This window comes from Sphaerisporangium sp. NPDC005289 (assembly GCF_040607455.1).
In the GTDB taxonomy this organism is placed as follows: domain Bacteria; phylum Actinomycetota; class Actinomycetes; order Streptosporangiales; family Streptosporangiaceae; genus Sphaerisporangium; species Sphaerisporangium rhizosphaerae.
Map to the genome: position 1 here is coordinate 320,587 of NZ_JBEXGS010000006.1, position 23,514 is coordinate 344,100.

Annotated in this window: 15 protein-coding genes; 10 read left to right on the forward strand and 5 right to left on the reverse strand. The window is 75.0% G+C overall.

What is annotated here, in order from left to right; all coding sequences use genetic code 11:
• Window positions 1-180: 180 nt before the first annotated feature.
• Together ABZT47_RS13920 and ABZT47_RS13925 are read right to left on the reverse strand one after the other, a co-directional pair.
• Complete coding sequence (locus ABZT47_RS13920; RefSeq protein WP_354840486.1) at window positions 181-486, reverse strand: transcriptional regulator; 306 nt, start codon at window positions 484-486, stop codon at window positions 181-183.
• The gene (locus ABZT47_RS13925; protein ID WP_354840488.1) at window positions 486-1,100 is read right to left on the reverse strand and encodes a hypothetical protein; all 615 of its coding nucleotides are present in this window, start codon (window positions 1,098-1,100) and stop codon (window positions 486-488) included. Before ABZT47_RS13925 ends, ABZT47_RS13920 begins: the two co-directional genes overlap by 1 nt.
• Before the next feature lie 125 nt (window positions 1,101-1,225).
• Here ABZT47_RS13925 and ABZT47_RS13930 point away from each other — a divergent pair, with 125 nt between their 5' ends.
• From ABZT47_RS13930 to ABZT47_RS13965, 8 genes are all read left to right on the forward strand, one after another.
• A complete protein-coding gene (locus ABZT47_RS13930) occupies window positions 1,226-1,945 on the forward strand; it encodes a hypothetical protein (RefSeq protein WP_354840491.1) in 720 nt (239 codons plus the stop codon).
• Window positions 1,939-3,381 carry a S8 family serine peptidase gene (locus tag ABZT47_RS13935; protein ID WP_354840493.1) on the forward strand — a complete coding sequence of 481 codons (1,443 nt, stop codon included), beginning with the start codon at window positions 1,939-1,941 and terminating at the stop codon, window positions 3,379-3,381. Before ABZT47_RS13930 ends, ABZT47_RS13935 begins: the two co-directional genes overlap by 7 nt.
• Window positions 3,371-4,315, forward strand: a complete 945-nt coding sequence (locus ABZT47_RS13940; protein WP_354840496.1) for a hypothetical protein — start codon at window positions 3,371-3,373, stop codon at window positions 4,313-4,315. Before ABZT47_RS13935 ends, ABZT47_RS13940 begins: the two co-directional genes overlap by 11 nt.
• Window positions 4,309-5,487, forward strand: a complete 1,179-nt coding sequence (locus tag ABZT47_RS13945; RefSeq protein ID WP_354840499.1) for a S8 family serine peptidase — start codon at window positions 4,309-4,311, stop codon at window positions 5,485-5,487. Before ABZT47_RS13940 ends, ABZT47_RS13945 begins: the two co-directional genes overlap by 7 nt.
• Before the next feature lie 124 nt (window positions 5,488-5,611).
• Window positions 5,612-5,986, forward strand: coding sequence for a hypothetical protein (locus tag ABZT47_RS13950; RefSeq protein WP_354840502.1), 375 nt, complete (start codon window positions 5,612-5,614; stop codon window positions 5,984-5,986).
• On the forward strand, window positions 5,974-6,288 hold the full coding sequence (locus ABZT47_RS13955; protein WP_354840505.1) for an MGMT family protein: 315 nt from the start codon (window positions 5,974-5,976) through the stop codon (window positions 6,286-6,288). The genes ABZT47_RS13950 and ABZT47_RS13955 overlap by 13 nt, the downstream gene beginning before the upstream one ends.
• 71 nt (window positions 6,289-6,359) lie before the next feature.
• The gene (locus tag ABZT47_RS13960) at window positions 6,360-9,338 is read left to right on the forward strand and encodes a CDP-glycerol glycerophosphotransferase family protein (protein ID WP_354840507.1); all 2,979 of its coding nucleotides are present in this window, start codon (window positions 6,360-6,362) and stop codon (window positions 9,336-9,338) included.
• A 173-nt stretch (window positions 9,339-9,511) separates the two neighbouring features.
• Complete coding sequence (locus ABZT47_RS13965; protein ID WP_354840510.1) at window positions 9,512-12,343, forward strand: AAA family ATPase; 2,832 nt, start codon at window positions 9,512-9,514, stop codon at window positions 12,341-12,343.
• A 91-nt stretch (window positions 12,344-12,434) separates the two neighbouring features.
• On the opposite strand, the gene ABZT47_RS13970 is transcribed toward ABZT47_RS13965, so the two are convergent.
• The 3 genes from ABZT47_RS13970 to ABZT47_RS13980 all read right to left on the reverse strand — a co-directional run bounded on the left by ABZT47_RS13970 (window position 12,435) and on the right by ABZT47_RS13980 (window position 17,167).
• The gene (locus ABZT47_RS13970; RefSeq protein WP_354840513.1) at window positions 12,435-14,690 is read right to left on the reverse strand and encodes a M4 family metallopeptidase; all 2,256 of its coding nucleotides are present in this window, start codon (window positions 14,688-14,690) and stop codon (window positions 12,435-12,437) included.
• Between the two features lie 489 nt (window positions 14,691-15,179).
• Window positions 15,180-16,157: a glutathione S-transferase family protein gene (locus ABZT47_RS13975; RefSeq protein WP_354840516.1), complete on the reverse strand. Its 978-nt coding sequence runs from the start codon at window positions 16,155-16,157 to the stop codon at window positions 15,180-15,182.
• Complete coding sequence (locus ABZT47_RS13980) at window positions 16,154-17,167, reverse strand: DMT family transporter (protein WP_354840519.1); 1,014 nt, start codon at window positions 17,165-17,167, stop codon at window positions 16,154-16,156. The genes ABZT47_RS13975 and ABZT47_RS13980 overlap by 4 nt, the downstream gene beginning before the upstream one ends.
• Window positions 17,168-17,514: 347 nt before the next feature.
• On the opposite strand from ABZT47_RS13980, the gene ABZT47_RS13985 reads away from it, so the two are divergent.
• Both ABZT47_RS13985 and ABZT47_RS13990 read left to right on the forward strand, forming a co-directional pair.
• The gene (locus tag ABZT47_RS13985) at window positions 17,515-20,688 is read left to right on the forward strand and encodes an ATP-dependent DNA helicase (RefSeq protein ID WP_354840642.1); all 3,174 of its coding nucleotides are present in this window, start codon (window positions 17,515-17,517) and stop codon (window positions 20,686-20,688) included.
• A gap of 71 nt (window positions 20,689-20,759) precedes the next feature.
• A partial coding sequence (locus ABZT47_RS13990; RefSeq protein WP_354840644.1) for a UvrD-helicase domain-containing protein occupies window positions 20,760-23,514 on the forward strand: 2,755 nt, incomplete at its 3' end.

Here is a 23,514-nt window from a genome sequence, read left to right on the forward strand (position 1 = left end):
GAGGCGGCGCCGTTCGTCGTCGTCCGCGAGCGCTCGTTCCTCGCACTCGCTCCCTCCTCCTCACAGCACCGCCGCGCCCCGAGCGGGTCCTTTCGGCCGATCCGTGGGATGGTTCGACGGGCTTAGTGCCCTTGATGCGGCCGGCTTCGGGTGTTGCCGGGACGAGGTGGGGTCCGGGGGTCATCCGTCGGTGAGGGAGAGGCCGGAGCGGGCGACGATGTCGCGGAGGGCGGCGACGTGGGAGGTGTAGGCCCGGCGGCCCTCCGGGGTGAGCCGGAGCCAGGTGCGGGGACGCTTGCCGACGTGGCCCTTGCGGATCGCCACGTACCCGGCCGACTCCAGCGCGGCGGCGTGCTTGGACATCACCGAATCGCTCACCTCGACCTCGTCGCGGACGAAGGCGAACTCGGCCTCCTCCACCGCCGCGAGCAGCGACATGACGCGCAGCCGCACAGGGGCGTGGATCGCCGGGTCCAGTTCGGCCATCAGCCGGCCTCGACGGCGGCCGCGATGCGCCGGGTGATCCACCGGCCGACGAGCGGGCCGGTGACCGCCATGAACGCCGTCATCGCCAGGCCCGCGTAGGTGCGGGCGTAGGGCACCCCGGCCCCGGACAGGGGCAGGGCGACCGCCAGGCACAGGCCGACGCAGACCGCCACCCAGGCCATGAACCAGAGCAGGATCGAGCCGGTGATCAGGCTGCGGTGGGGTCGCTGCCGCTCGAAGAGCACCAGCGCGCCCACCGACCCCGCGAGCGCGAGCGTCAGGACGACGATGCCCGTCGCGGTCGCCGCCCCGGGGGTGCCGGGTTCGGTGAGGAACTGCATGCCGGTGACGAACAGGGCGACGCCGGTGGTGTACCAGGCGGGGAACCAGGGCCGGGACCTGATCATCCGGGCCTGCGACTCGCGGATCTCGCGCAGGGCGCGCGCGGCCTCCTCGGGCGAGATGTCCGACGCGGGCCCCGAAGGGGTGTGTGCAGCACCCCTTGGGGTGGTGCGCGACGCGTGCTCGGAAAGGGTGTGCGCGGCGTCTTGCGGGGTGGTGTGGGCGGGGTCTCGGGGGGTGACGCGGGGGGCGTCTTCGGGGGTGGCGTCCATGTCGGCTCCTCACTTTCCACTTAGGAAAGTACTTTCCACTTTCCAAAGCGTCAAGTACTTTCCAATGGGGTTTATGCGGATGGAACGCCGGATGTCCGCTTGTCCGGGGCGTTAAGGTCGGGCAGGTGAGTGTCCTGCGTACGTGGCCGTCCCTGGTGGTGGCGTCAGCGCTCACTCTGGTCTGCGCGGTGGCCGCCGCCGTGTCCGCCGGAGCCGCGGGCACCGAGTTGACCCGCGGCCCGAGCGCCGCCGAGGTCCATCGGGCGTCGGCCGAGGAGACCGCGCGCCGCTGGCAGGTGTGGCCCGCGGGCAGGATCTTCCCCGCGGCCCTGCCGTACGTCGCCGAGCAGGGCGGGCAGGAGTACGCCCGCAGGGTCGGCATCTCCTCCCGCACCGACTGCTCGGCCGCGGTGGACGCCGCGCTCCGCGCGGCGCTGAAGGCCGCCCGCTGCCGGGCCGTGCTCCGGGCGACCTACCTGGACGCCCTCCAGGGCGTGGTCGTGACCGTGGGCGTCGCGGCCTTCCCCGACCAGGACTCCGCGCTCAGGGCCCGCGCCGCGTTCCCGCCGGGCGGCGTGCCCTCGCCGGGGCTGCGCGCCCTGACCTTCCCGCAAACCGTCGCCGACCGCTTCACGGCCGCCGCCCGCCAGGCGTCCTCGCTGGCGCAGGCGGGCCCGTACCTGGTGGTCACCACGGCGGGCCAGGTCGACGGCAGGCCGGCCCGGTCGGTCGGGCACCAGCGCTCCACGATCTTCGCCTTCGCCTCCGACCTGGCCGAGCGGGTGCTGACCGCGCTTTCCACCCCGGCGCGGCCCGACTGCGCCGGCAAGGACTGGCAGTGCTGAGCACGACGCCCGTCCGCGCCGGGCGGTCGCGAGAAGCGGCGCGAGGGCCGGTGCGAGGAGCGGCGCGAAGGCCGTCGCGAGAACCGTCGCGAGGATCGGCGTGGCGACCGCGCGCGACGCTGTTCCTCGCCGGGGCCGTGATCCTGGCCCTGGCCGTGCTCGCGCCCGCGCTCGTCCTGGCCGCCGCGCCCGCCCGCGCCGACCAGGTGCGCGGCAGCCAGCGCCAGGTGCTGCGCACCCTGGACGTGGCGCACGCCTGGCGGCTGACCCGGGGGGCCGGCGTCCTGGTCGCGGTCCTGGACTCGGGGGTCGACCCCCGGCACCACGACCTGGTGGGCTCGGTGGTCACCGGTCCCGACCTCACCCGGGGCGCCAACCCGCGCGGCACCCCGCCCCGCCGCCTGCACGGCACGTACATGGCCTCGCTGATCGCCGGGCACGGGCACGGGCCTGGACGTTCCGACGGGGTGATCGGGGTGGCGCCCGCCGCCCGCGTGCTGTCGGTCCGGGTGATCCTGGAGGACGACGAGCCGGGCTTCCACGCCTTCAACTCCCAAGCGCGGTTCGAGAACGTCGTCGCGCGCGGCATCCGGTACGCCGTCGACAAGGGCGCGCGGGTCATCAACATGTCGATCTCCAAGGACCGGCCCACCCGGCAGGAGCGGGCGGCCATCCGGTACGCGGTCTCCAAGGGCGTGGTGCTGGTGGCCGCCGCGGGCAACGACGGCGCGGGCCGCCGCGACGGGCCGTACTCCTACCCGGCGTCGCTGCCCGGGGTGATCTCCGTCGGCGCCGCCGACCACGGGCTGCACAAGGCGTCGTTCTCCAACCGCAACTCGCTGGTGCAGGTGGCGGCGCCCGGCGTCGACGTCTTCGGGGCCGGGCCCGGCGACCAATACTGGGTCGGGCGGGGCACCTCGCAGGCCACGGCGCTGGTGTCCGGCGTCGCCGCGCTGATCAAGGCCAGGTATCCGCGGATGTCCCCGGCGCTGGTCGCCCAGGCGCTCACGACCGGGGTCACGCGCAGGCCCGCCCGCGGGTACGACCCGGGCGTGGGCTTCGGCGTCGTGAACGCCGCCCGCGCGCTCGCCGAGGCGTCGAGGCTGGCGCGCCACCGCCACACCGCCTCGGGGCCCGGCGCCCAGGACGCCGACCTGCCCATGTCCGCCGGGCTCGGCGCCGGGCCCGCGCCGCTGCCGCCGGTGCGTGTGGTGCGCCGCGACACGGGCATGATCACTCTGTACGGCGGGATCGCCCTGGCCGCGACCGCGGGCACGGGGGTGAGCCTGGCGGCGGTGGTGGTGCTCCTGCGGCGCGGCGGGCGCGGCAGGCGGGCGAGGGCCGCCAGAGGCGCGAGGCGGACACCAGGCAATGTAAGGGAGGCGAGGGGGCCGGTGGCGGCGGGCGCCGACGTAGCATCGAAGTATGTCGCCTGAGGAGCCACGGGCGCGGCCGGTGACGCCCTGGCCCGCGCGTGCCGGTGGCGCGCGCGGCGCGCCCCGGCTCCCCACGGGCGGCCTTCGCCCGCGCTCGGGGCCCTTCCGGTCCGAGGCCGGCCCGGCCGGTGGGGGAGCGCGGTCGTGGAGCGGCTCGCGTGCCCGCGCGGCGGGCCTGCGGGCGGCGCGAGACCGCGAGGAGCTCGAGCGCGGCATCCGGTTTCGCTCCCTGTTCTTGCTGATCATGGGCACGATCCTGGCCATCGCCGCGATCAACGTGCTGCTCGGCGCGGTCGGGGTGCTGCAGGAGACGCGTTCCCGGCCGCTGACGGTCGCGGAGCGCGCCCGCTACGCCGAGCAGGACGTCGCGCGGCGCTGGCAGGCGTGGCGGGCCGACGCCGTCTTCCCGGCCCAGGTCGAGTACCTCGGGCTCTCCCGGGTCCGCCAGTTCGCCCGCCGCGTGGGCATCGCTCCCGAGGCGCGGTGCCCCTCCGTGGTCGACGCCCCCGTCGCCTCGGTGCTGCGCGAGCACGGCTGCCGCACCATGCTGCGCGCGACCTACGTCGACCAGACCTCGACCTTCGTGGTGACCGTGGGGGTGGCCGTGCTGGCCGATGAGGAGAAAAGGGTGGACACCGCCGCCGACCTTCCCGTGGACGACCGCGTCGGCGTCCGGCCGGTGGCCTTCCCCGGCACGGCCACCGACCGGTTCGGGGCCGCGCAGCGCCAGCGCACCGGCTGGACCGGCGCGGGCCCGTACATCGTCTTCTCCACCGCCGGGTACGCCGACGGCCGCACCCGCGCCGCCGTGCCGCCCGAGGAGATCACCCACAGCGAGCTGTGGCCGACGGCCCAGTCGATCGCCGGGCACATCGCCCGCGGTCTCGCCGCGCCTCCCGACATCCCCCGGTGCACCCAGGGGAACGTGTGTTGAGGGCGGCCGGCGCGCTCGGCGCGGCGCTCGCGCTCGCCGGGCTGCTCGCCGGGCCGGCGGCGGGGCAGGACGTGCGCGACCGGCAGCGGTGGGTGCTCGACGCGATCAACGCCGAGCAGGCGTGGAAGACCAGCCGCGGCGCGGGCGTGACCGTCGCCGTGATCGACAGCATCGTCGACGTCAAGACCCCGGTCCTGAAGGACAAGGTCACCGTCGCGCCCGACATGCGGTCGAGCATCTTCGACGACGAGACCATCTCCTCCGGCCCGCACGGCACCGCGATGGCCTCGCTCATCGCGGGTTCGGGGCGCGACGGCGGGCTCATCGGCGTGGCGCCCGAGGCGCGCATCCTGTCGGTCCCGGTGATCGACGAGGGCGAGCCCGAGGACAACCTGGTCGCGCCCGACGACGGCCTCGGCCTGCCGGCCGAGAGCCCGCTGTCGCGGGCGGTGCGGTACGCCACCGACCACGGGGTCCAGGTCATCAGCATGTCGCTGGGTGAGTACGCCGCCCAGCGCGCCGACCGCGAGGCGGTCGCGTACGCGCTGGCGCGCGGGGTGGTGCTGGTGGCGGCCGTGGGCAACGACGGCGACACGCAGGCGGCGCAGAAGCGCGGCACCTCCTTCTGGAGCTTCCCGGCGGGCTACGCCGGGGTGATCGGCGTCGGCGCCGTCGACCGCCGCGGCCGGCCGGCCGCGTTCAGCAGCGACAACCTCTCGGTGCTGGTCGGCGCGCCCGGCGTCGACGTCCCGGCGGCGGTCCCGGGCGGCGGCTACGTGGAGGTGGAGGGGAGCAGCGCCTCCACGGCCCTGGTGGCCGGGGTGGCCGCCCTGATCAAGGCGAGATACCCGAGCCTCACCCCCGACCTGGTCTCCCGGGCGGTCTCCTCCTCCACCAAGGGGGGGCCGCGCGGCGGCTATGACGACAAGGCCGGGTTCGGCGTCGTCGACGCCGCCGCCGCGCTCGCCCGCGCGGGCGAGCTCGTCGGCTACCGCGGCTCGGTGGCGGTGCGCAAGGGCCTGCACTTCGGCGGCGGCACGACCGCCCCGGCCCCCACCCCGCCGGGGGCCGACCCCGTGCGGCTGTGGGTCTACGGCGCCGGCATTCTGCTCGGCCTGCTCGGGTTCGGCGGAGCCGTCGTCGTGCTCACCCGGCGGGCCGAACGGCAATGATCACATGCGGGCCGCGAACAGGGCGCTGTTTGGCGGAGGTTCGGTGGCATTTCGGATGCGTTCTGACCGTTGTGGCCCTTTTCCATACCGGCGAGCGGTCAAGATTCGCTAGGGTTCCCGTCTCGTGGGATACGAGTTGCGCGTACAACGCCTATCGCCGCTCGCCTACGCCGAGCTCACCGAGGTGACGGCGTCGGCGGACGCCGGCCTGGAACTGCGGGGAACGCCGGAGTCCGGCCAGATCTTCGCCCGCCACGGCGAGACCGAGCACGCCGTCGCCCTATGGCAGGGGCGCCTGTACGGGGAGCCGACCTCCGACTGGCAGGTCGCCCAGCTCGCCCGCCTGGCCGAGATGCTGGGCGGCAGCCTGGTCGGCGAGGACGGCGAGGCGTACGGCATCCGTGAGGGCATCGTCGAGCAGGTCAACGGGGAGGCGACCTACGAGTTCGGCAAGCTGGAGGAGATCATCTCCCTCGGGCCCGCCCAGTGGAGCACGTGACCGGAGACCCGACCCCCTTCGCCGAGCGGGTGCTCGACCTGGTCGAGCGCATCCCGCCGGGCAAGGTCATGTCCTACGGTGACGTCGCCGAGTACCTCGGCGAGGGCGGGCCGCGGCAGGTCGGCCGGGTGATGTCCACCTGGGGCGGCGGTGTCCCCTGGTGGCGCGTCGTCCGCGCGGACGGCCATCCGGTGCGGGGGCACGAGAACCGGTGCCTGTCCCGCTGGCGCGAGGAGGGCACGCCGATGAGGGGGGAAAGAGCAGATATGCGCCACGCCCGGTGGCAGGGAGATCATCAGTGATTTCTCAGTAACTCGCATTACCATTCCAGAAACGCCCCTCGCGGTGAGACTGGAAAGGCGGTGCCTCCCCGATGGCCACCGGTGCCACGCCCGCGCGGAACGGTGACATCGTCGCCGACCGGCTGCGGGCCGCCCAGGACCTCCATGACAGGGGAGATCCGCTCGACGCCGTGATCGCGGCGGTCGACCCCGCGGGGCTGACCCGCGCCCAGCGCCGCAGGCTGCACTACGAGGCGCTCAACGGGCCGCTCGGCCTGCGCCTCGAGACGGCCGCCCGCCGGGACGCCAGCCGCCTGCGCCAGGCCATCGACCTGCTGCGCGACTATCTGTCCGGCGTCGACGCCTCGGTCAAGCGGCGCCTGCCGGTCGCGCGCCGGCTCGCCTACCACCTCATCGAGCACCGCGACCCGCGCGAGCTCGCCGAGGGCGACGAGCTCGCGGGGCTGGTCGCGGCGACCGCCGAGCCGTCCAAGCGGGTGCGCCGGGGCCTGGCCTGGTACGCCGACCTGCCGGTCATCGCGCCGCGGCCGCTGTTCCGGCTGCGCAGGTCCGACCTGGTCCCGCTGACCGAGGTCGCCGACGTCTCCTGGCACGAGGGGCGGCTGCGGGTCACCGGGCACGCCTATCTGGTGGGGCTGTCGGTGCGCAGCCGGCGCCTCAACCGCGCCACCGTGGTGCTGCGCGGCCCGCGCTGGGTGCCGCCCATCACGGCCCGCACCCGCCGCGCCTACCGGCCGCAGGCCACGCACGACGCCGCCGAGCCCGGGTGCAACTACGACTGGGCCGGCTTCGTCGCCGAGGTCCGCCCGTGGTCGCTGCGCTGGCGCGCGGCCCTCCGTGCCGCCGTCCACGGCGCCCAGCGCATGCTGCGCGGCCGCCCGGCGGTCCCCGACACCACGACCTGGTGGGCCGACATCGTCATCTGGAGCCGCGGCGCCCGGGCCACCGGCGCCCTGCGCGGTCCGGTGATGGGCCGCACCGAGCGGCCCGCGGGCCTGCAGGTCCGTCCCGGGTGGTGGGTGCGGCCGGCGTGGACCTCCGACCGGGTGTTCCAGGTGGTGCTGCAGCCGACGCGCGCCGAGCTGACCGGCGTGACCCACGACGGCGACCAGGTCGAGCTGACCGGTTTCCTTCCCGGGGTCAAGGCCACCAAGGGCCGGGCCCGTCTCGGCGGCCACCGCATGGCCGCCGACTTCACCCCGGTCGAGGGGGGCACGCGCTTCTCGGTCGCGCTGGCCGTGCCGGCGCTGATGAAGGAGCAGGACGCCCGCAGGCTGTGGGTGGAGCCGCGGGGCGATCCGGCCGCGCCGGTGATGATGGACGACGACGCCGAGACCCGCATCGGGGTCGGACGCCGCGAGATCACCGTGCTGCGCGACCGCCGCGACCGCGCCGTCGTCGCGGCGCACCGCGTCTGGCCGGTCATCACCTCGGCCGGGTGGGGCGACGACGGGGTCCTCACCCTGGCGGGCACCTACCCCGACACCGAGCCCGGCCAGCGCGACCTGGTGCTGCGCCAGCGCGCGGGCCTGACCTACCGCGTGCCGCTGGCGCGTTCCGGGGCCGGTTTCTCCGTGCGCGTGCCGCCGGGCGCGCTGCCGCGTTTCGGCGGCACGGTGGCGCTGGGGTCGGGCACCTGGAGCCTGTCGGTCGCGGGCGGCAAGGGCACCACCGCGCCGCTGCGCGTCGACCACCGCCTGCTCGACACCCTGGACGAGGGCGTCCACATCGTCGACGGCCGCGAGTACCGCCTGGTGGCGACGCGTTTCGACGTGCCCGTCCTGGTCGCGGCCGAGCGCCGTCCCGACGACGAGAAGGGCGCGGGCGGCCTGTGGGCGCTGCGCCGGGTGCACTACCCCGCCGAGCGGCGCCGCGAGCTGCGCGACGCGACGGTGTACCTCTCCTTCGACGGCCGGTCCTACTCCGACAACGCCCGGGCGGTGTACGAGGAGCGGCTGCGCCGCGGCGACGACCGCGAGCACATCTGGGTGGTCAAGGACGGCGCGTTCGTCCCGCCGGACTCCGCCGCGCTCGGCCTCGGCCCGGGCATCGCGCCGACCATCGTGCGCGAGGGCAGCCGCGAGCACTACACCGCGCTGGCCCGGTCGCGGCACATCATCACCAACACGCTGCTGCCCCAGTGGTTCCGGGCCCGCGAGGACCAGATCTGCGTGCAGACCTGGCACGGCACGCCGCTCAAGCGCGTCGGCGGCGACCAGCGCCACATGTCCCGCGAACCCCGGCCGGCCGCCTGGTACCGCCAGGCCGCCGAGGTCGCGAACTGGGACCTTCTGGTCACCCAGAGTCCGTGGGCGTCGGAGGTGCTGCGCCGGGCCTTCGGGTACGGCGGGGAGATCCTTTCCTCCGGCCTGCCGCGCAACGACGTGCTGTCCTCGCCCGAGCGGGCGGAGCTGGCGGCGGCCGTGCGGCGCGGTCTGGGCATCCCGGCGGGCAGGCGGGTGGTGCTGTACGCGCCCACGTGGCGCGACCACGACCGCAGGAACTCCTCGGTGCGCCTCGATCTGGCCGAGGCCCGGCGGGTGCTCGGCCGCGACCACGTGCTGCTGGTGCGGGGCCACATGATGCAGGCGCCGCCGGTGGGCGCCGGGCTGGTGGTGCCGGGGCCGGCTTCGCTGGTCCGGCCGGGGCCGGTCAGTCGGGAGTACCCCTTCGCCCTCGACGTCACCACTTATCCCGATATCGCCGACCTGCTGCTGATCGCGGACGTGCTGATCACCGACTACTCCTCGGTCATGTTCGACTTCGCCGCCACCGGCCGCCCGATGATCTTCTTCGGCTACGACTTGGAGCGTTACCGCAACTCCCGCGGTCTCTATCTCGACCTGCGCACCCAGGCCCCCGGGCCGCTGCTGAGCGAGAGCGGCGACGTCATCGAGGCCGTGCGCCTGATCGACGCCCTCTCCGGCGACTTCACCGACCGCTACGACGAGTTCGTCCGCACCTACGCCCCCCGCGACGACGGCAAGGCCACCACCCGTCTCGTCGACCACACCTTCACGGCGGACCCCCACCACACCCCCGCCCGCTGACGCCGCCGACGCCGCCCGGGGGGCGCGTCGCGCGGCACCGGGGGAACATGAGCCCCCCTTGTGCCGCTTGACCGCATCCGCAACAAGCCTGTTACGCCCAAGGGTTGACCTTGACCGACGGTACGTGGATAACTGACCCGGGGGGTCATGCAACCCGTACCTTGGAGCAGTGGATGAGCGGCGTGCCCGCGCCCGCACTGGTAGGCCGCGCCTCCGAGTTGCGGGCTCTGATCGACGCGATGACCCGCCCGCCGGCCGTGGTCCTCGTCGAGGGCGAGGCCGGCATCGGCAAGACGCGTCTGGTCCGCGCCGCGCTCGGCCGTCTGGCCTCGGGCGACCGGGTCGTCCTGCTCGGCCACTGCCACCAGATCCGCGAGCCCTTTCCCTACGGCCCGGTGTTCGAGGCGCTGCGCGACATCGCCGGCCGGCTCCCCGAGCCTGGGGCGCTCAACCCGGTGACCGGCGCCCTGCGCGGTTACCTGCCCGAGCTGTCCGGCGCGCTGCCGCCGTCACCGCCCCCGCTCGAGGACCCCCGGGCCGAGCGGCACCGGGTGTTCCGCGCCATCCGCGCCCTGCTGGCCGCCGTCGCGCCCGCCGTCCTGGTCATCGAGGACCTCCACTGGGCCGACGACGGCACCCGCGATCTGCTGCGCTTCCTGGCCGACCAGCCGCCCGCCGGGGTCGCCCTCGTGGCCACCTATCGGCGCGAGGACCAGGGCGCGGGCCGCTCGCCCCTCGGCCGCGCCTACCGCCACCAGCCCGACACCACCAGCGTCGTGGTGCCGCTCGCCCCGCTGGACGTCTCGGACGTGGCGAGCCTGGCCGGGGCGCTGCTCGACCGGTCCGACCTGTCGTCCCGGTTCGTCGAGCGGCTGCATGAGCGCACGGCCGGCATCCCGTTCGTCGTGGAGGAGGTCGTGCGGTCCCTGCCCGGCGCGCTGGACCCGGACGCGCTCGACCGCGTCGCCGTGCCGCTGCTGCTGCGCGAGGCCATGGCCGACCGCATGGCCGGGCTGTCGGCGGCGGCCGTCGGCGCGGTGCAGGCGGCGGCGCTGCTGCGGCTCCCCGCGGGCGAGCAGTTACTCACGGCCGTCGGCGGCACCTCGGCCGGGCTCGGCGAGGCGCTGCGGGCCGGGGTCCTGCACGAGCACGCGGGCGGCCGGTACGGCTTCCGCCACGCGCTGGCCCAGCAGGCGGTGTACGACGCGATCCCCGGGCCGGAGCGCAGGTCCGGGCACGAACGGGCGATGGGCGCGCTGCTGGCGATGGACTCCCCGCCCATGGTGCAGCTGGCCTTCCACGCGCGGCACGCCGGCGACACCGAGGCGTGGCTGCGCCACGGCACCGCCGCCGCCCAGCAGGCCGCCGCCCTCGGCGACACCGCCGTGGCGGTCGAGGTCATCGAGGGCATGCTGGACGACCCCGGCCTGCCCGCGCCCGAACGCGGCCCGCTCGCCCTGATGCTCGGCCGCTTCGCGGCGACCGGCCTGTCCCACCAGCGGGTGGTGCGGCTGCTGCGCCACGTGCTGCGGGACGACTTCCTGTCCCGCGACCTGCGCGCCGAGGCCCGGCTGAGCCTGGGGGTCGTGCTGTCCAACCAGGCGGGCGACACCGCGGCGGGCCGTCCCGAGATCATGGCGGCCTGCGCCGAGCTGAGCCACCGGCCGACCCTGGCCGCCCGCGGCTGGGCCAGCTTGGCCATGCCGGGGTGGGGCGTCGAGCCGCTGGCCAAGCACCAGGAGTGGATGGAGCGTGCCGAGGCGCTCGTGGCGACCGCCGACGACCCCGAGCTGACCGCGGCCGTCCTGGCCAACCGGGCCTCCCTGGAGATGATCATCGGCTCGCCCCGCGCCTTCGCCGTGGCGGCGACGCTGCCCTCCGGCGACCCATCGACGGCGGTCCGCCGCGAGGCCGCCCGCGCGTACTGCAACCTGCACGACTCGGCGACGACGCTCGGCCACTACGCCGCCGCCGAGAGGTTCGGCCGGGAGGGGCGGCGGCTGGCCGCGGAGACCGGCGCGAAGTACCCCGCCTACCTGCTGGACGTCTCGACCATCCGCAGAGAGTGGCTGACCGGCCGCTGGGAGGGCCTGCGCGACCGCGCGGCCGCCCTCGGGGAGCTGGCGACCGAGACGCCGCTCATCGTGGTGGACCTGTGGCTGGTGCTGGGCTGGCTCGCCGTGGCCACCGGAGAGTGGGACGAGGCGACCAAGCACTTCCACAGCGCCGGCCTCGACGCGCCCGAGGCGCGGTACGTCCCCATCGTGCTGGCCGCCGCCGGCGGGATGATCGAGCTGCACCTGGCCCGCGGCGCGCTCGACCGCGCGGTCGCCGAGGCCGAACGGGCGGTGGGCCTGCTGCGCCGCAAGGGGGTCTGGGTGTGGGGCGCCGGCCTGGTGCCCTCGGCCGTCGCGGCCATGGTCTGGGGCGGGCGGACGGGCCGGGCCGCCGACCTGGTCGCCGAGTACGCCCGCGGCATCGCCGGGCGCATCGCGCCCAACGCCGACGCCGCGCTGGAGGTGGCACGCGGCGCCCTGGCCGCCGCCGAACGCCGGCACGCCGACGCCGCCGCCCGCTACGCGCAGGCCCGCGAGGCCTACACGGCCATGCCGCAGCCGTACGCGGCGGCGCGGGCCGGCGAGGGGGAGGCGAGGGCCAGGCTCGCCCTCGGCGACGGCGGCGCCGCAGCGGCCTTCACCGAACTGGCCGAGCGGTACGGCGAGATGGGCGCCACCCACGACGCCGCCCGGTGCCGGCGCGTGCTGCGCGACATCGGCGTGGAGATCCACCTTCCCCGTCCGCGCGCCAACCGGCCGCTGCGCAACGGCGCCGGCGCGCTGTCGCAGCGCGAGCGGGAGGTGGCCCGGCTGGTCGCGCTCGGCCGCACCAACCGGGAGATCGCGGACGTGCTGTTCCTGTCCAGGCGCACGGTCGAGAGCCACGTCGCCACCGTGCTGCGCAAGCTCGGCGTCCGCTCCAGGACCGAGGTCACTCTGCCCGTCTGACCGAGCCGTCCAGGCCGCAGACGCGCAGGCGCCGGGCAGGGAGAAGCCCCCGGGACCAGGTGCGATCCCGGGGGCCTCGAAGTGAGCCGGCCTAGACGGTGATGGTCCAGCTGTCCAGGTAGCCGGTGTCGAGGAGGTAGTTGTCGCTGACCTCCAGCGCCCACTGGCCCGCCGCCACCTGGCTCACGGCGACCGAGTAGGTACGGGTGCCGAAGGACGCGCAGCTTCCGCTGCCGCTGGACTTCAGCGTGTAGTAGGTCCCGCTCGGCCCGCGCAGCCGGATGCCCAGGTCGTACGCGCAGGGGTGGTTGATGGTCACGCTGACCTGCACCGGGGACACCGCGTTCCCGCTGGCGGTCGAGGTGACCGGGCTGGTGACCGTGGATCCGTCGTTGATGGTGTAGTCGGTGCCGTTGGTGAACGTGCGGGTGCCGGAGGTGCCCGTCACGGTCAGCGAGTACACCGCGGTGTGGGTGGCGCCCGTCCCGGTTCCGGTGATCGTCACGCTGTAGGTGCCGGCCGGGGTCGAGCTACTGGTGGAGATGGTCAGCGTGGACGACGAGCCCGAGGTGACCGAGGACGGGCTGAAGCTCGCGCTCGCGCCGGAGGGCAGGCCGGACGCCGACAGCGCGACCGTCTGCGCGCTGCCCGCGGTGGTCGCCGTGGCGACCGTCGAAGTGGCCGACGAGCCCGGGGCCACCGAACCCGCGGTCGGGCTCAGCGCCAGCGAGAAGTCGTTGCTGGAACTGGGGGTGCAGGACGGCTCACCGGACTGCGCGGGCACGTTGATCGAGTTCCACGCCGCCTTGGTGGTCGCGCACTCCGTGCTCGTCGCGCCGTACAGCTCCACGGCCGCCGCGAGGGAGGCCGAGCGGATGTTGGCGTACCGCCAGCTCGACGTCTTGCGCTGCAGGGCGCCCATGTAGATCTTGCCGGCCTTCTGGATGCCGAGACCGGTCACCGAGGAGGGGCCGCTGGAGCAGATCGGGCTGTTCGGCTTGCCGCCGCCCGGCGCGGAGCCCTCGGCCAGCAGGTAGAACCAGTGGTTGAGCGGGCCGGCCGCCGAGTGCACCTCGGTGCTCGGGATCGAGGACGACCAGCAGTTGGGGTCGCCGGCGAGCGACGGGTTGTACATGTACCTGATCGGCCCGTCCCCGACGAGGTCGACCTCCTCGCCGACCTGGTAGTCCGGCGGGTCGTTGGGATTGTTGGCGTAGGCCTCGGTGAGCGAGCCGAAGATGTCGCCGGTGGACTCGTTGATGCCGCCGTTCTCGTTGCCCGAGCCGGCGCCGCCGGGGGTGGTCTGGAAGATCGCGTGGCCGAACTCGTGGGACACCACGTCGATCGGCGTGGCCTGGCGGGCGCCGTCCTGCGAGTGCCCGAAGTTGGTGTAGCTGCCGTTCCAGTAGGCGTTGACGTCGTTCAGGCCCACGCGGGTCGGGAAGCCGCCGCCGCTGCCGTTGATGCCGTTGCGGCCGAGCCACGAGCCCAGCATGTCCCACTCGCGCTGGACGCCGTACAGGGCGTCGACGCAGGCGGTCTCCAGGTTCGTCCCCGAGCCGTTGCCCCAGGCGTCGTCGGTGCCGGTGTACGCCGAGCCGTTCTGCCCGCCGCAGCGCAGGCCGCTGCGGGTGGAGTCGGTCATCGAGTACGAGCTGCCCGAGCCGCTGGTGTTGATCGTGACGCTGCCGTAGTAGTAGCCGGTGCCCGTACCCGCGCGCACGTCGTCGTAGGAGTCGGCGATCTCGCCGGTGGCGGCGTCGACGAAGACGTGCTGGATGCTCGGCTTGCCGGCGGCGATGCCGGAGACCGTCGCCTCCCACGTCAGGCGCGGCTTCTTGCCCCAGGCGAGCATCACCAGGCGTGGGGCGGCGCTGTCGTCCACCCGCTCCAGCTTGGTCTTGGCGGTCGCGGTGGCGCTCTCCGCGCTCACCGCAGGCGTGGTCGACAGGCCGGTGGGCATGGCGGCGGAGGCGGCCGCGGTGTCGCGCACCCGTCCCGAGGAGTCGGCGATCACGACCGCGTCGCCGCCGACCACCGGAAGGCCCTTGTAGGAGCGCTCGTAGGCGACGGAGTAGACGCCGCCCGCGCCGGCGGTCACGTTGGTGCGCTTGTAGACCTCGTTCAGGCTCAGCCGGAGGTCGTCGAGGCCGCTGGCCACGGCCTGGTCCGCGGCGGCCGCGGCACGCTGCGACGGGTCCGCGGCGGCGCGCTCGGCCGCGGCGACGGAGGAGTTGACCTCTTTCTTGGCCCCGGGCGAGGGCTTGGCGCCCGCGGGGGTGGCGGGTGCCACCACGGCGACCGTGGCCACGCAGGCCACGGCGGCCAGTAGAGCTCTGCGCCTCATGCGCATTCTTCCTTTCTCTGCCTCCCACCTGCGCCGGTCGCCGGTCGGGCGGGCACGGCCGTCGCACCGCAGGGGGGTAGCCCGGCGGCATGACAGGTGGGATTGGGGGGTGATGAGAGAAATGAATGGCGAGCCCGGCGGACGGAGCGGTATGGGCGGGGGGTCTGGCCGCGCCATCCGCCGGAGAACATCTCCCATGGCGGGAGCGACGGCTACGGCGGGAGGGGCGGGAATGTCACGTCAGGGCGCTCCTGTTCTCGCGTCCCGGGCCGGGAGCGAACCGGCCCGCGCCCGAGACGCTAGGTGCGCGCGTGAGGCTTGAACATCCGTAGGTACATCCGTACATGTACGGAAAAATGCTCTGAAGTGGCTCTTATCCGGGTGGAGAGCACGCGGGAACAGCGCGCCACTCTTCGGCCGGCTGATCGCGGGCCGGGTGGTGGAGGGCCGGGTGGTCAGGGGCCGGGGGTCGGGGGACGGGCGGCTCGGTCAGCCGCGGCCGTGCGGGGCGGTCCAGTCGGTCAGCGGACCGGCCGGGACGATGCGGGACGGGTTGATCTGAGGGTGGGTCTGGTAGTAGTGCCGCTTGATGTGGTCGAAGTCGGTCGTCCCGCCGAAGGCCGGGCGCTGGTAGAGATCGCGGGCGTACGCCCACAGGTTCGGGTAGTCGACCAGGCGGCGCAGGTTGGCCTTGAAGTGGGTGACGTACACCGCGTCGAAACGCACCAGCGTCACCCACAGCCGCACGTCCGCCTCGGTCAGCCGGTCGCCGAACAGGTACCGGCCGGAGGCGAGGCGCTCCTCCAGCTCGTCCAGGGTCGCGAACAGGGCCTGGACCGCCTCGTCGTAGGGCTGCTGGCCGGTGGCGAAGCCGCAGCGGTACACCCCGTTGTTGACGGTGGCGTACACCCGGTCGTTCAGCTCGTCGATCTGCGGCCGCAGGTCGGCGGGGTAGAGGTCGACGGAGGTGTCGGCCCACCGCTCGAACTGGGTGCCGAGGTCGATCGAGATGTCGGGGAAGTTGTTGCTGACGATGCGCCCGCTCTGGCGGTCCCACAGCACGGGGACCGACACGTGCCCGTCGTACCCCGGATCGCTCGCCTCGTACGCCTCGCGCAGCAGGGTGAACCCGTTGACCGGGTCGGCCGTGTGGCCGGGGCCCTCGCGGAACGCCCAGCCGCGCCCGTCGCGGACCGGGTCCACGACCGACATCGACACGACGTCCTCCAGCCCCTTCAGCGCCCGTACGATGACCGACCGGTGCGCCCAGGGGCAGGCCAGCGACACGTAGAGGTGGTAGCGACCCGGCTCGGCCGGGTACCCGCCGCCGCCGTCGGCGCTCACGCGGTCGCGGAAGCTGTACGGCGGGCGGGTGAACGCGCCGGTCGCGCTGGTGGACTTCTTCAGGCCGTAGTCCCCGTGGACGGTGAAGTCCACCGGGCTCGCCACGGCTGCCGTATCTGTCACCGAGGTGCTCCTTCCTGGCCGGCACAGGGCCTCCCGCTCAGGACTACACCATCGCCGCCCGGCTCGGGCGGCGGGGCCGCCTCCGGGCGGCGGCGGCGCGGGCGCAGCCCGAACACCAGGCCGGCGACGACCAGCGCCGCGCCCGCGATCTCGGCGCCGTTGGGCCGGCCGGTGCCGAGGACGACGGTCCCGACGATGGCCCCGACCGGCAGGAAACCGGAGAACAGCCCCGCGCGCTCGGCCCCGAGGCGGGGCAGCGCGTCGTACCAGCAGAAGAACGCGAACGCGGTCACCACGACCGCCAGGTAGACCAGCGCCGTCGCCTCGCCCGCCGTGGGAACGCGCAGCGCCGCCCGTCCGTCCACCACCACGCCCGCCACCAGCAGCAGCGGCACCGCCGCGATCGTCGCGTACGCCGAGACGCGCACCGCGCCCAGGCGCGCCAGCAGGGGGACGGCGAGCAGCGAGAACCCCACCTCGCACGCGAGCACGCCCAGAGCCAGCACGACGCCGAGGGGCGTGCCCCCGCCGAGCCCGGTGGCCACCCCGGCGCCGCCCGCCACGATCGCGGCCGCCGCCACCAGGTGCGGGGTGGGCCGTCGCCGCTCCATGAGCGGCCCGGCGAGGGCGAGGACGACCGGCACGGTCGCGACGACCGTCCCCACGGTCGCGGGGTCGGCGTGCCGGGTGGACTCGATGACCAGGACGTTGAAGACGGCCAGCCCGACGACGGCCAGCAACGTGATCAGCCCCATCTCCCTGCCGGTCAGCCGCAGGTGGGGCAGCCCGCGCGCCCGCATGACCGCCAGCAGCACCAGCCCGCCCAGCGCGTAGCGCAGGGCCTGGCCGCCGTAGACGGGGTAGTGGTGCAACGCCGGGGACACCGCGGTCAGCGTCCCGACGCAGAACATCGCCGTCGCGGCGCCCGCCGCGCCCCGCGCCCGGCCCCACCGGCCGGCCGCCGCCCGCACGCCGCCGGGCGGCCGGCCGTTCTGCTTCCGCGGTCCCATGGCCACCGCGCTCCTTTCCGCGTGGCCGGTCGGGTGCCCCGCGGGGTCCGGCCGGTCGGCGCTTTTCCTGAACGGTTTCGGTCCGGTCAGCCTGGCAACGGAAGGGCCGGGTCAACAGGTCCAAACGCGTGCCAACCCGCAGGGCCAACGAATGACCGGCGCGGTCGGCGTGTCGGATCGGCGATGCGGAGAATGCCTCGATATCGTGACCTGTCACCCAGGTCGGCGGCCGGATCGGGCACCGTACCGCTCGAGTCGGCACGATCTACACCTGTGGTCTGGTGGAATAGCGTGCTGTGAGTGGTCAGACGTACCGGCTGGTGCGGCGGGGAAGCGCGGGGCAGGCGATGCCTCCTGCTCTCGACGAGCACCAGCGAGCGGTCGTGCGCCACCAGGGCGGCCCGCTGCTCGTGCTCGCGGGCCCCGGCACCGGCAAGACCACCACGATCGTCGAGAGCGTCGTCGACCGCGTCGAGCGGCGCGGCACCGACCCCGAGCGGGTGCTCGTCCTCACCTTCAGCCGCAAGGCCGCCGAAGAGCTGCGCGAGCGTATCACCGCGCGCATGCGCCGCACCACGAGAACGCCGCTCGCGCTCACCTTCCACAGCTACGCCTACGCCCTGCTGCGCCGCGAGGCCGTGCTCGCGGGCGACCCGCCCCCCCGGCTGCTGACCGGCCCCGAACAGCTCCTGGAGGTCCGCCGCCTGCTGCACGGCGAGCTGGAGGACGGCGCGGCGCAGTGGCCCCCCGGCATGCGCGAGGCGCTCAAGACGCGCGGGTTCGCCGAAGAGCTGCGCGACTTCCTCGCCCGTGCCGCCGAACGCGGCCTGGACGGCGACGACCTGGTCGTCCTCGGCCGCGAGCACGGCCGGCCCGACTGGGCGGCGGCCGGCCGGTTCGCCTACCGGTACGCCGACCGCTTCGACCTGGACCCCACCCCCGCCCTCGACTACGCCGAGCTGATCCGCGCCGCCGCCGGCCTGCTGAACGACGTGGAGGTGCGGCGGCGCGAGCGCGCGGCCTACGACGTCGTGTTCGTGGACGAGTACCAGGACACCGACCCCGCGCAGGAGTTCCTGCTGCGGCGCCTGGCCGGCGACGGCCGCGACCTGGTCGCCGTGGGCGACCCCGACCAGTCCATCTACGGCTTCCGCGGCGCCGACGTGCGCGGCATCCTCGGCTTCCCCGATCGGTTCCGCACCACCGAGGGCCGCGAGGCGCCGGTCATCGCGCTGCGGGTGTGCCGCAGGAGCGGTCCCGATCTGCTCGCCGCCTCGCGCCGCGTCGCCGCCCGCCTGCCGGCCCCGCCCGCCGTCCCCGGCGCCGAGCCGCCTTCCTCGCCCGCGCGCTCGCGCGGTGACGGCCATCGCGAGCTCACCACCCCCGAGGGCGCCGACCCTGGCGAGGTCCGGGTGCTGCTGGCCGACAGCGAGAGCCAGGAGGCCGCCGTGGTGGCCGACACCCTACGCCGCGCCCACCTCCTCGAAGGGGTGCCCTGGAGCCGCATGGCCGTCCTGGTGCGCTCGGCGAGCCGGCAGGTGCCCATGCTGCGCCGCGCGCTGCTCACCGCCGGAGTGCCGGTCGTGGTGGCCGGCGACGAGGCGCCGCTGGTCCAGCAGTCCGGCGTCCGGCCGCTGGTCACCCTGCTGCGCGTGGCGCTCCACCGCTCCGCGCTCGACGTCGCGACGGCCGAAGACCTGCTGACCGGCCCGGTCGGCGGCACCGACGCCATCGGCGTGCGGCGCCTGCGCCGCGCGCTGAGGGCCGCCGAGCTCGCGGCGGCCTCCGCGGACGACGGCACGCCGCAGCCGCCCCCGCGCTCGTCCGACGAGTTGCTGGTGGCGGCCCTGCGCGACGTCCGCGAGCTGGTCCCGGTCGAAGACCACGTCGCCGCCTGCGCCGAGCGCGTCGCCCGGCTGATCGCCGTCGCCCGCGAGGCGGTCCAGCGCGGCGACACCGCCGAGGAGGCTCTGTGGGCGGTCTGGCAGGCGTCCGGGCTGGGCGACGCCTGGACCGAGGCCAGCATGGCCGGTGGCGCGCGGGGCGCCCAGGCCGACCGCGACCTCGACGCCGTGGTGGCGCTGTTCGACCAGGCCGCGCGGTTCGTCGACCGCCTCCCGCACGCCGGGCCCGAGGTCTTTTTGGACGACCTGTCCTCCCAGGAGATCCCCGGAGACACCCTGGCCGAGCACGCGCCCGACGGCGAGGCCGTCCGCGTCCTGACCGCCCACCGCTCCAAGGGCCTCGAGTGGGACATCGTGGTCGTCGCCGGCGTGCAGGAGGGCGTCTGGCCCGACCTGCGCCTGCGCGGGTCGCTGCTCGGCGTCCAGGAGATGGTCGAGCGGGCCGGCGGCTCCGCGCTCGACGGCGCCGACGCCGCCGGGGCCGCTCTGGCCTCCAAGCTGCTGGCCGAGGAGCGCCGGCTGTTCTACGTGGCCGCCACCCGGGCCCGCCGCCGGCTGGTCGTCACCGCCGTCGGCGGCGAGGACACCGACGAGCGGCCCTCGCGGTTCCTCACCGAGCTGCTGCCCGGGGCCGTCGAGGAGGCCGCCGTCGACGACCGCGCCCGCTGGCTCAGCATGTCCGCCCTGGTCGCCGACCTGCGGGCCGCCGTGTGCGACCCCGGCAGGCCCGAGCCGATGCGCCGCGCCGCCGCCGCCCACCTGGCCCGCCTGGCGCGGGCGGGCGTCCCGGGAGCCCACCCCGACGAGTGGTACGCGCTCACCCCGCTCTCGGACGACCGTCCGCTGAGCTGGCCGGAAAACGTCGTCCGGGTCTCCCCGTCCGCGGTGGAGAACTTCACCAAGTGCGGGCTGCGCTGGCTGCTCGAGACGGCCGTGGGCGCCTCGGGCACCGACATGTCCCGCAGCCTCGGCAGCGTCATCCACGCCATCGCCGTTCTCGCCGTCGCCGGGCAGGAGGGCGACACCCTGGGCAAGCGGCTGGACGAGGTCTGGGGCGACCTCGACTTCGGCGGGGTGTGGTTCAACCGCAAGCAGCGCCAGGTCGCCGAGCAGATGGTCGCCCGCTTCCTCGCCTGGCACGAGCAGAACCCCCGCGAGCTGGTCGCGGTCGAGGAGGCCTTCACCGCCGAGCTGTCCGACGGCGTGCACATCCGCGGCCGGGTCGACCGCGTCGAACGCGACGGCGAGGGCCGGGCCGTGATCATCGACATCAAGACCGGCACCACCAAGCCGTCCGACCAGGACCTCGACCGCCACCCCCAGCTCGGCGTCTACCAGCTCGCCACGCTGCTCGGGGCGTTCGAGCGCCACGGCATGACCGAGCCGGGCGGCGCCGCGCTCGTCCAGGTCGGCAAGGCCGCGGGCAAGGAGGCCAAGGAGCAGCGGCAGGGCGCGCTCGGCGACGACCCCGACCCCGGCTGGGCCAAGACGCTGGTCAGCACCGTCGCCACCGGCATGGCCTCCGGGGTGTTCACCGCCACGGTCAACGACGGGTGCCGAACCTGCGCCGCCAAGGCCAGCTGCCCCGTCAACGACGGCGGAGGCCAGGTGTGCTGACGCCCCCTCCCGACCCCTCTCCGCGCCCGTCCTCATCACCTGCGGCCGGGCCGGACGACACCAGGCCCGCGCTGATCAGCCCGGCCGAGCTGGCCGAGAAGCTCGGCATCCCGCCGCCCACGCCCGAGCAGGCCTCCGTCATCGAGGCGCCGCTCGAACCGACCGTCGTCGTCGCCGGCGCCGGGTCGGGCAAGAGCGAGACCATGGCCGGCCGGGTGGTCTGGCTGGTCGCCAACGGGCTGGTCCACCCCGAACACGTCCTCGGCCTCACCTTCACCCGCAAGGCCGCCGCCGAGCTGGCCGCCCGCGTGCGCAAGCGGCTCTCCCGCCTGGCCGAGGTCGGCCTGGCCCCGGCCGAGCTGCTGGAGGCCGAGCCGACCGTCTCGACCTACCACGCCTACGCCGCGCGGCTGGTCACCGACCATGCGCTGCGCGAGGCGATGGAGCCGACCATGCGCCTGGTCAGCCCGGCCGTCTCCTGGCAGATGGCGGCCCGGGTGGTCGGCCGGTACGACGGCCCGATGGACCGCGTCGACCTCGCCCCGCCCTCGGTCACCGCCGCGGTCCTCGATCTGGCCGGCGAGCTGTCGGAGCACCTGCGCTCCCCGGCGGAGGTCCGCGAGATCGGCCACTGGCTGGACGAGCGTTACGCCCGGCTCACCGGCCGCCCCACCCTGTCCCAGCGCCGGCCGGTCCGCACGCAGGACATCCGCGAGCAGTTCCTGCCCCTGGTCGAGGCGTACGAGCGCGAGAAGCGCCGGCGCGAGGTCATCGACTACGGCGACCAGATGGCGCTCGCGGCCCGCATCGCCGACCGCCACCCCGATGTCGGCATGATCGAGCGGGGCAGGTTCTCGGTGGTCCTGCTGGACGAGTACCAGGACACCAGCCACGCCCAGCTCGTCCTGCTGCGCGCCCTGTTCGGCGGCGGCCACCCGGTGACCGCCGTGGGCGACCCCTGCCAGTCGATCTACGGCTGGCGCGGCGCCTCCTCCGGCAACCTCAAACGGTTCGTCCACGACTTCCCGACGGCGACCGGCCGGCCCGCCCCCGTGCGCAGGCTCTCGGTCAGCTTCCGCAACGGCGAGCGGGTGCTCGACGTCGCCGCCCGCGTGCAGGGCCCGCTGCGCGCCGAGGCCCGCGAGGTGCCCGTCCTGGTCCCCGGCGGCAACCGCGTCGCCCGCGGGCGGGTGGTGTGCGCCTTCCACGACACCGCCGAGGACGAGGCGGCGTGGGTCGCCGACGGCGTGGCCCGCATGCTGGGCAGGGAGATCGCCCCGGACGGCCTGCCGTGGGGCGAGGGTGAACGCGACAAGCTACGCGACAAGCTCAAGCCGGGCGGCACGTGGGGCGGGGCCATGGCCCTGCAGCCGCAGGACGTCGCGGTCCTGGCGCGCAAGCGGGCCCAGTTCCCCGCGCTGCGCCGGGCCCTTGAGGCGCGCGACATCCCGGTCGAGGTCGTCGGGCTCGGCGGCCTGCTCACCGTCCCCGAGGTGGCCGACCTGGTGGCGACGCTCCGCGTCCTGTACGAGCCGACGGCGGGCGACGCGCTCGTCCGCCTGCTCGCCGGGCCGCGCTGGCGCATCGGCCCCGCCGACCTGAAGGTCCTCGGCGACCTGGCCAGAGAGCTGACCATGGCCACCCGCCGCGGGCCGGCGGCCGACGACCCGCTCGAACAGGTCGTCGTCGACATGCGCGAGGAGCGCGGCAGCCTGGTCGACGCCCTCGACGAGCTGGCCGACCGCTCCGAGTGGCTCGAACGCTTCTCCCCGCTCGCCCGCGCGCGGCTGCCGCGCCTGGCGCACGAGCTGCGCGTCCTGCGCGCCCACGCCGGGCAGCCGCTGCCCGACCTGATCGCCGAGATCGAGCGGCGGGTCGGCCTGGACGTCGAGGTGGCATCCCGCGGCGGCGGGCCGCTGGCCGCCCGCGCCGACCTGGACGCCTTCCTCGACGCGGCCTCCCGGTTCGCCGGCGACGCCGAGGACCCGACCCTGGGTGCCTTCCTCGCCTACCTCAAGGCGGCCGAGTCGGAGGAGTTCGGCCTGGAGGCCGGGCGGGTGGGCGAGACCAACAGCGTCAAGCTCATGACCGTCCACGCCTCCAAGGGGCTTGAGTGGCCCGTCGTCATCGTGCCGGGGCTCTCGCAGCTCACCACCCAGCGCGGCGGCCTGGCCAAGGGCAGCGTCTTCCCGGCGACGCCGGCGACCAACTCCCGGTGGACGGAGAACCCCCGCAAGCTCCCCTACCCGCTTCGCGGCGACCGGGCCGACCTGCCGGCTCTGGAAGGGCTGGAGAAGGACGACCTGGCCGAGTTCGACGAGCGCTGCCGCGAGCGCGACCTGATGGAGGAGCGGCGGCTGGCCTACGTCGCCGTCACGCGGGCCCACTACCTGCTGATCGCCTCCGGGTACCGCTGGGGGTCGGCCGCCAGGCCGCTGGAGCCCTCCAGCTTCCTGCGGGAGGTCCGCGACTCCTGCGGGCAGGTGGCGTACTGGGCCCCGGACGTCGAGGAGGACGCCGCCAACCCCCTGCTGGCCGAGCCCGCTTCGGCCGCCTGGCCGGCCACCCCCGAGGGCGAGCGGTACGAGGCCGTCCGCACCGGCGCCGACATGGTCCTGGCCGCCCTCGCCGCCTCCCCGCACCACTCCTCGGGCGCGTCCCCCCACCCCCCGGCCTCCTCTGGCGTGTCTTCCGATCACCCGGCCTCCTCGGGGGCATCTCCGGATGGTCCGGCCTCCTCGGGGGCATCTCCGGATGGTCCGGCCTCCTCGGGGGCATCTCCGGATGGTCCGGCCTCCTCGGGGGCATCTCCGGATGGTCCGGCCT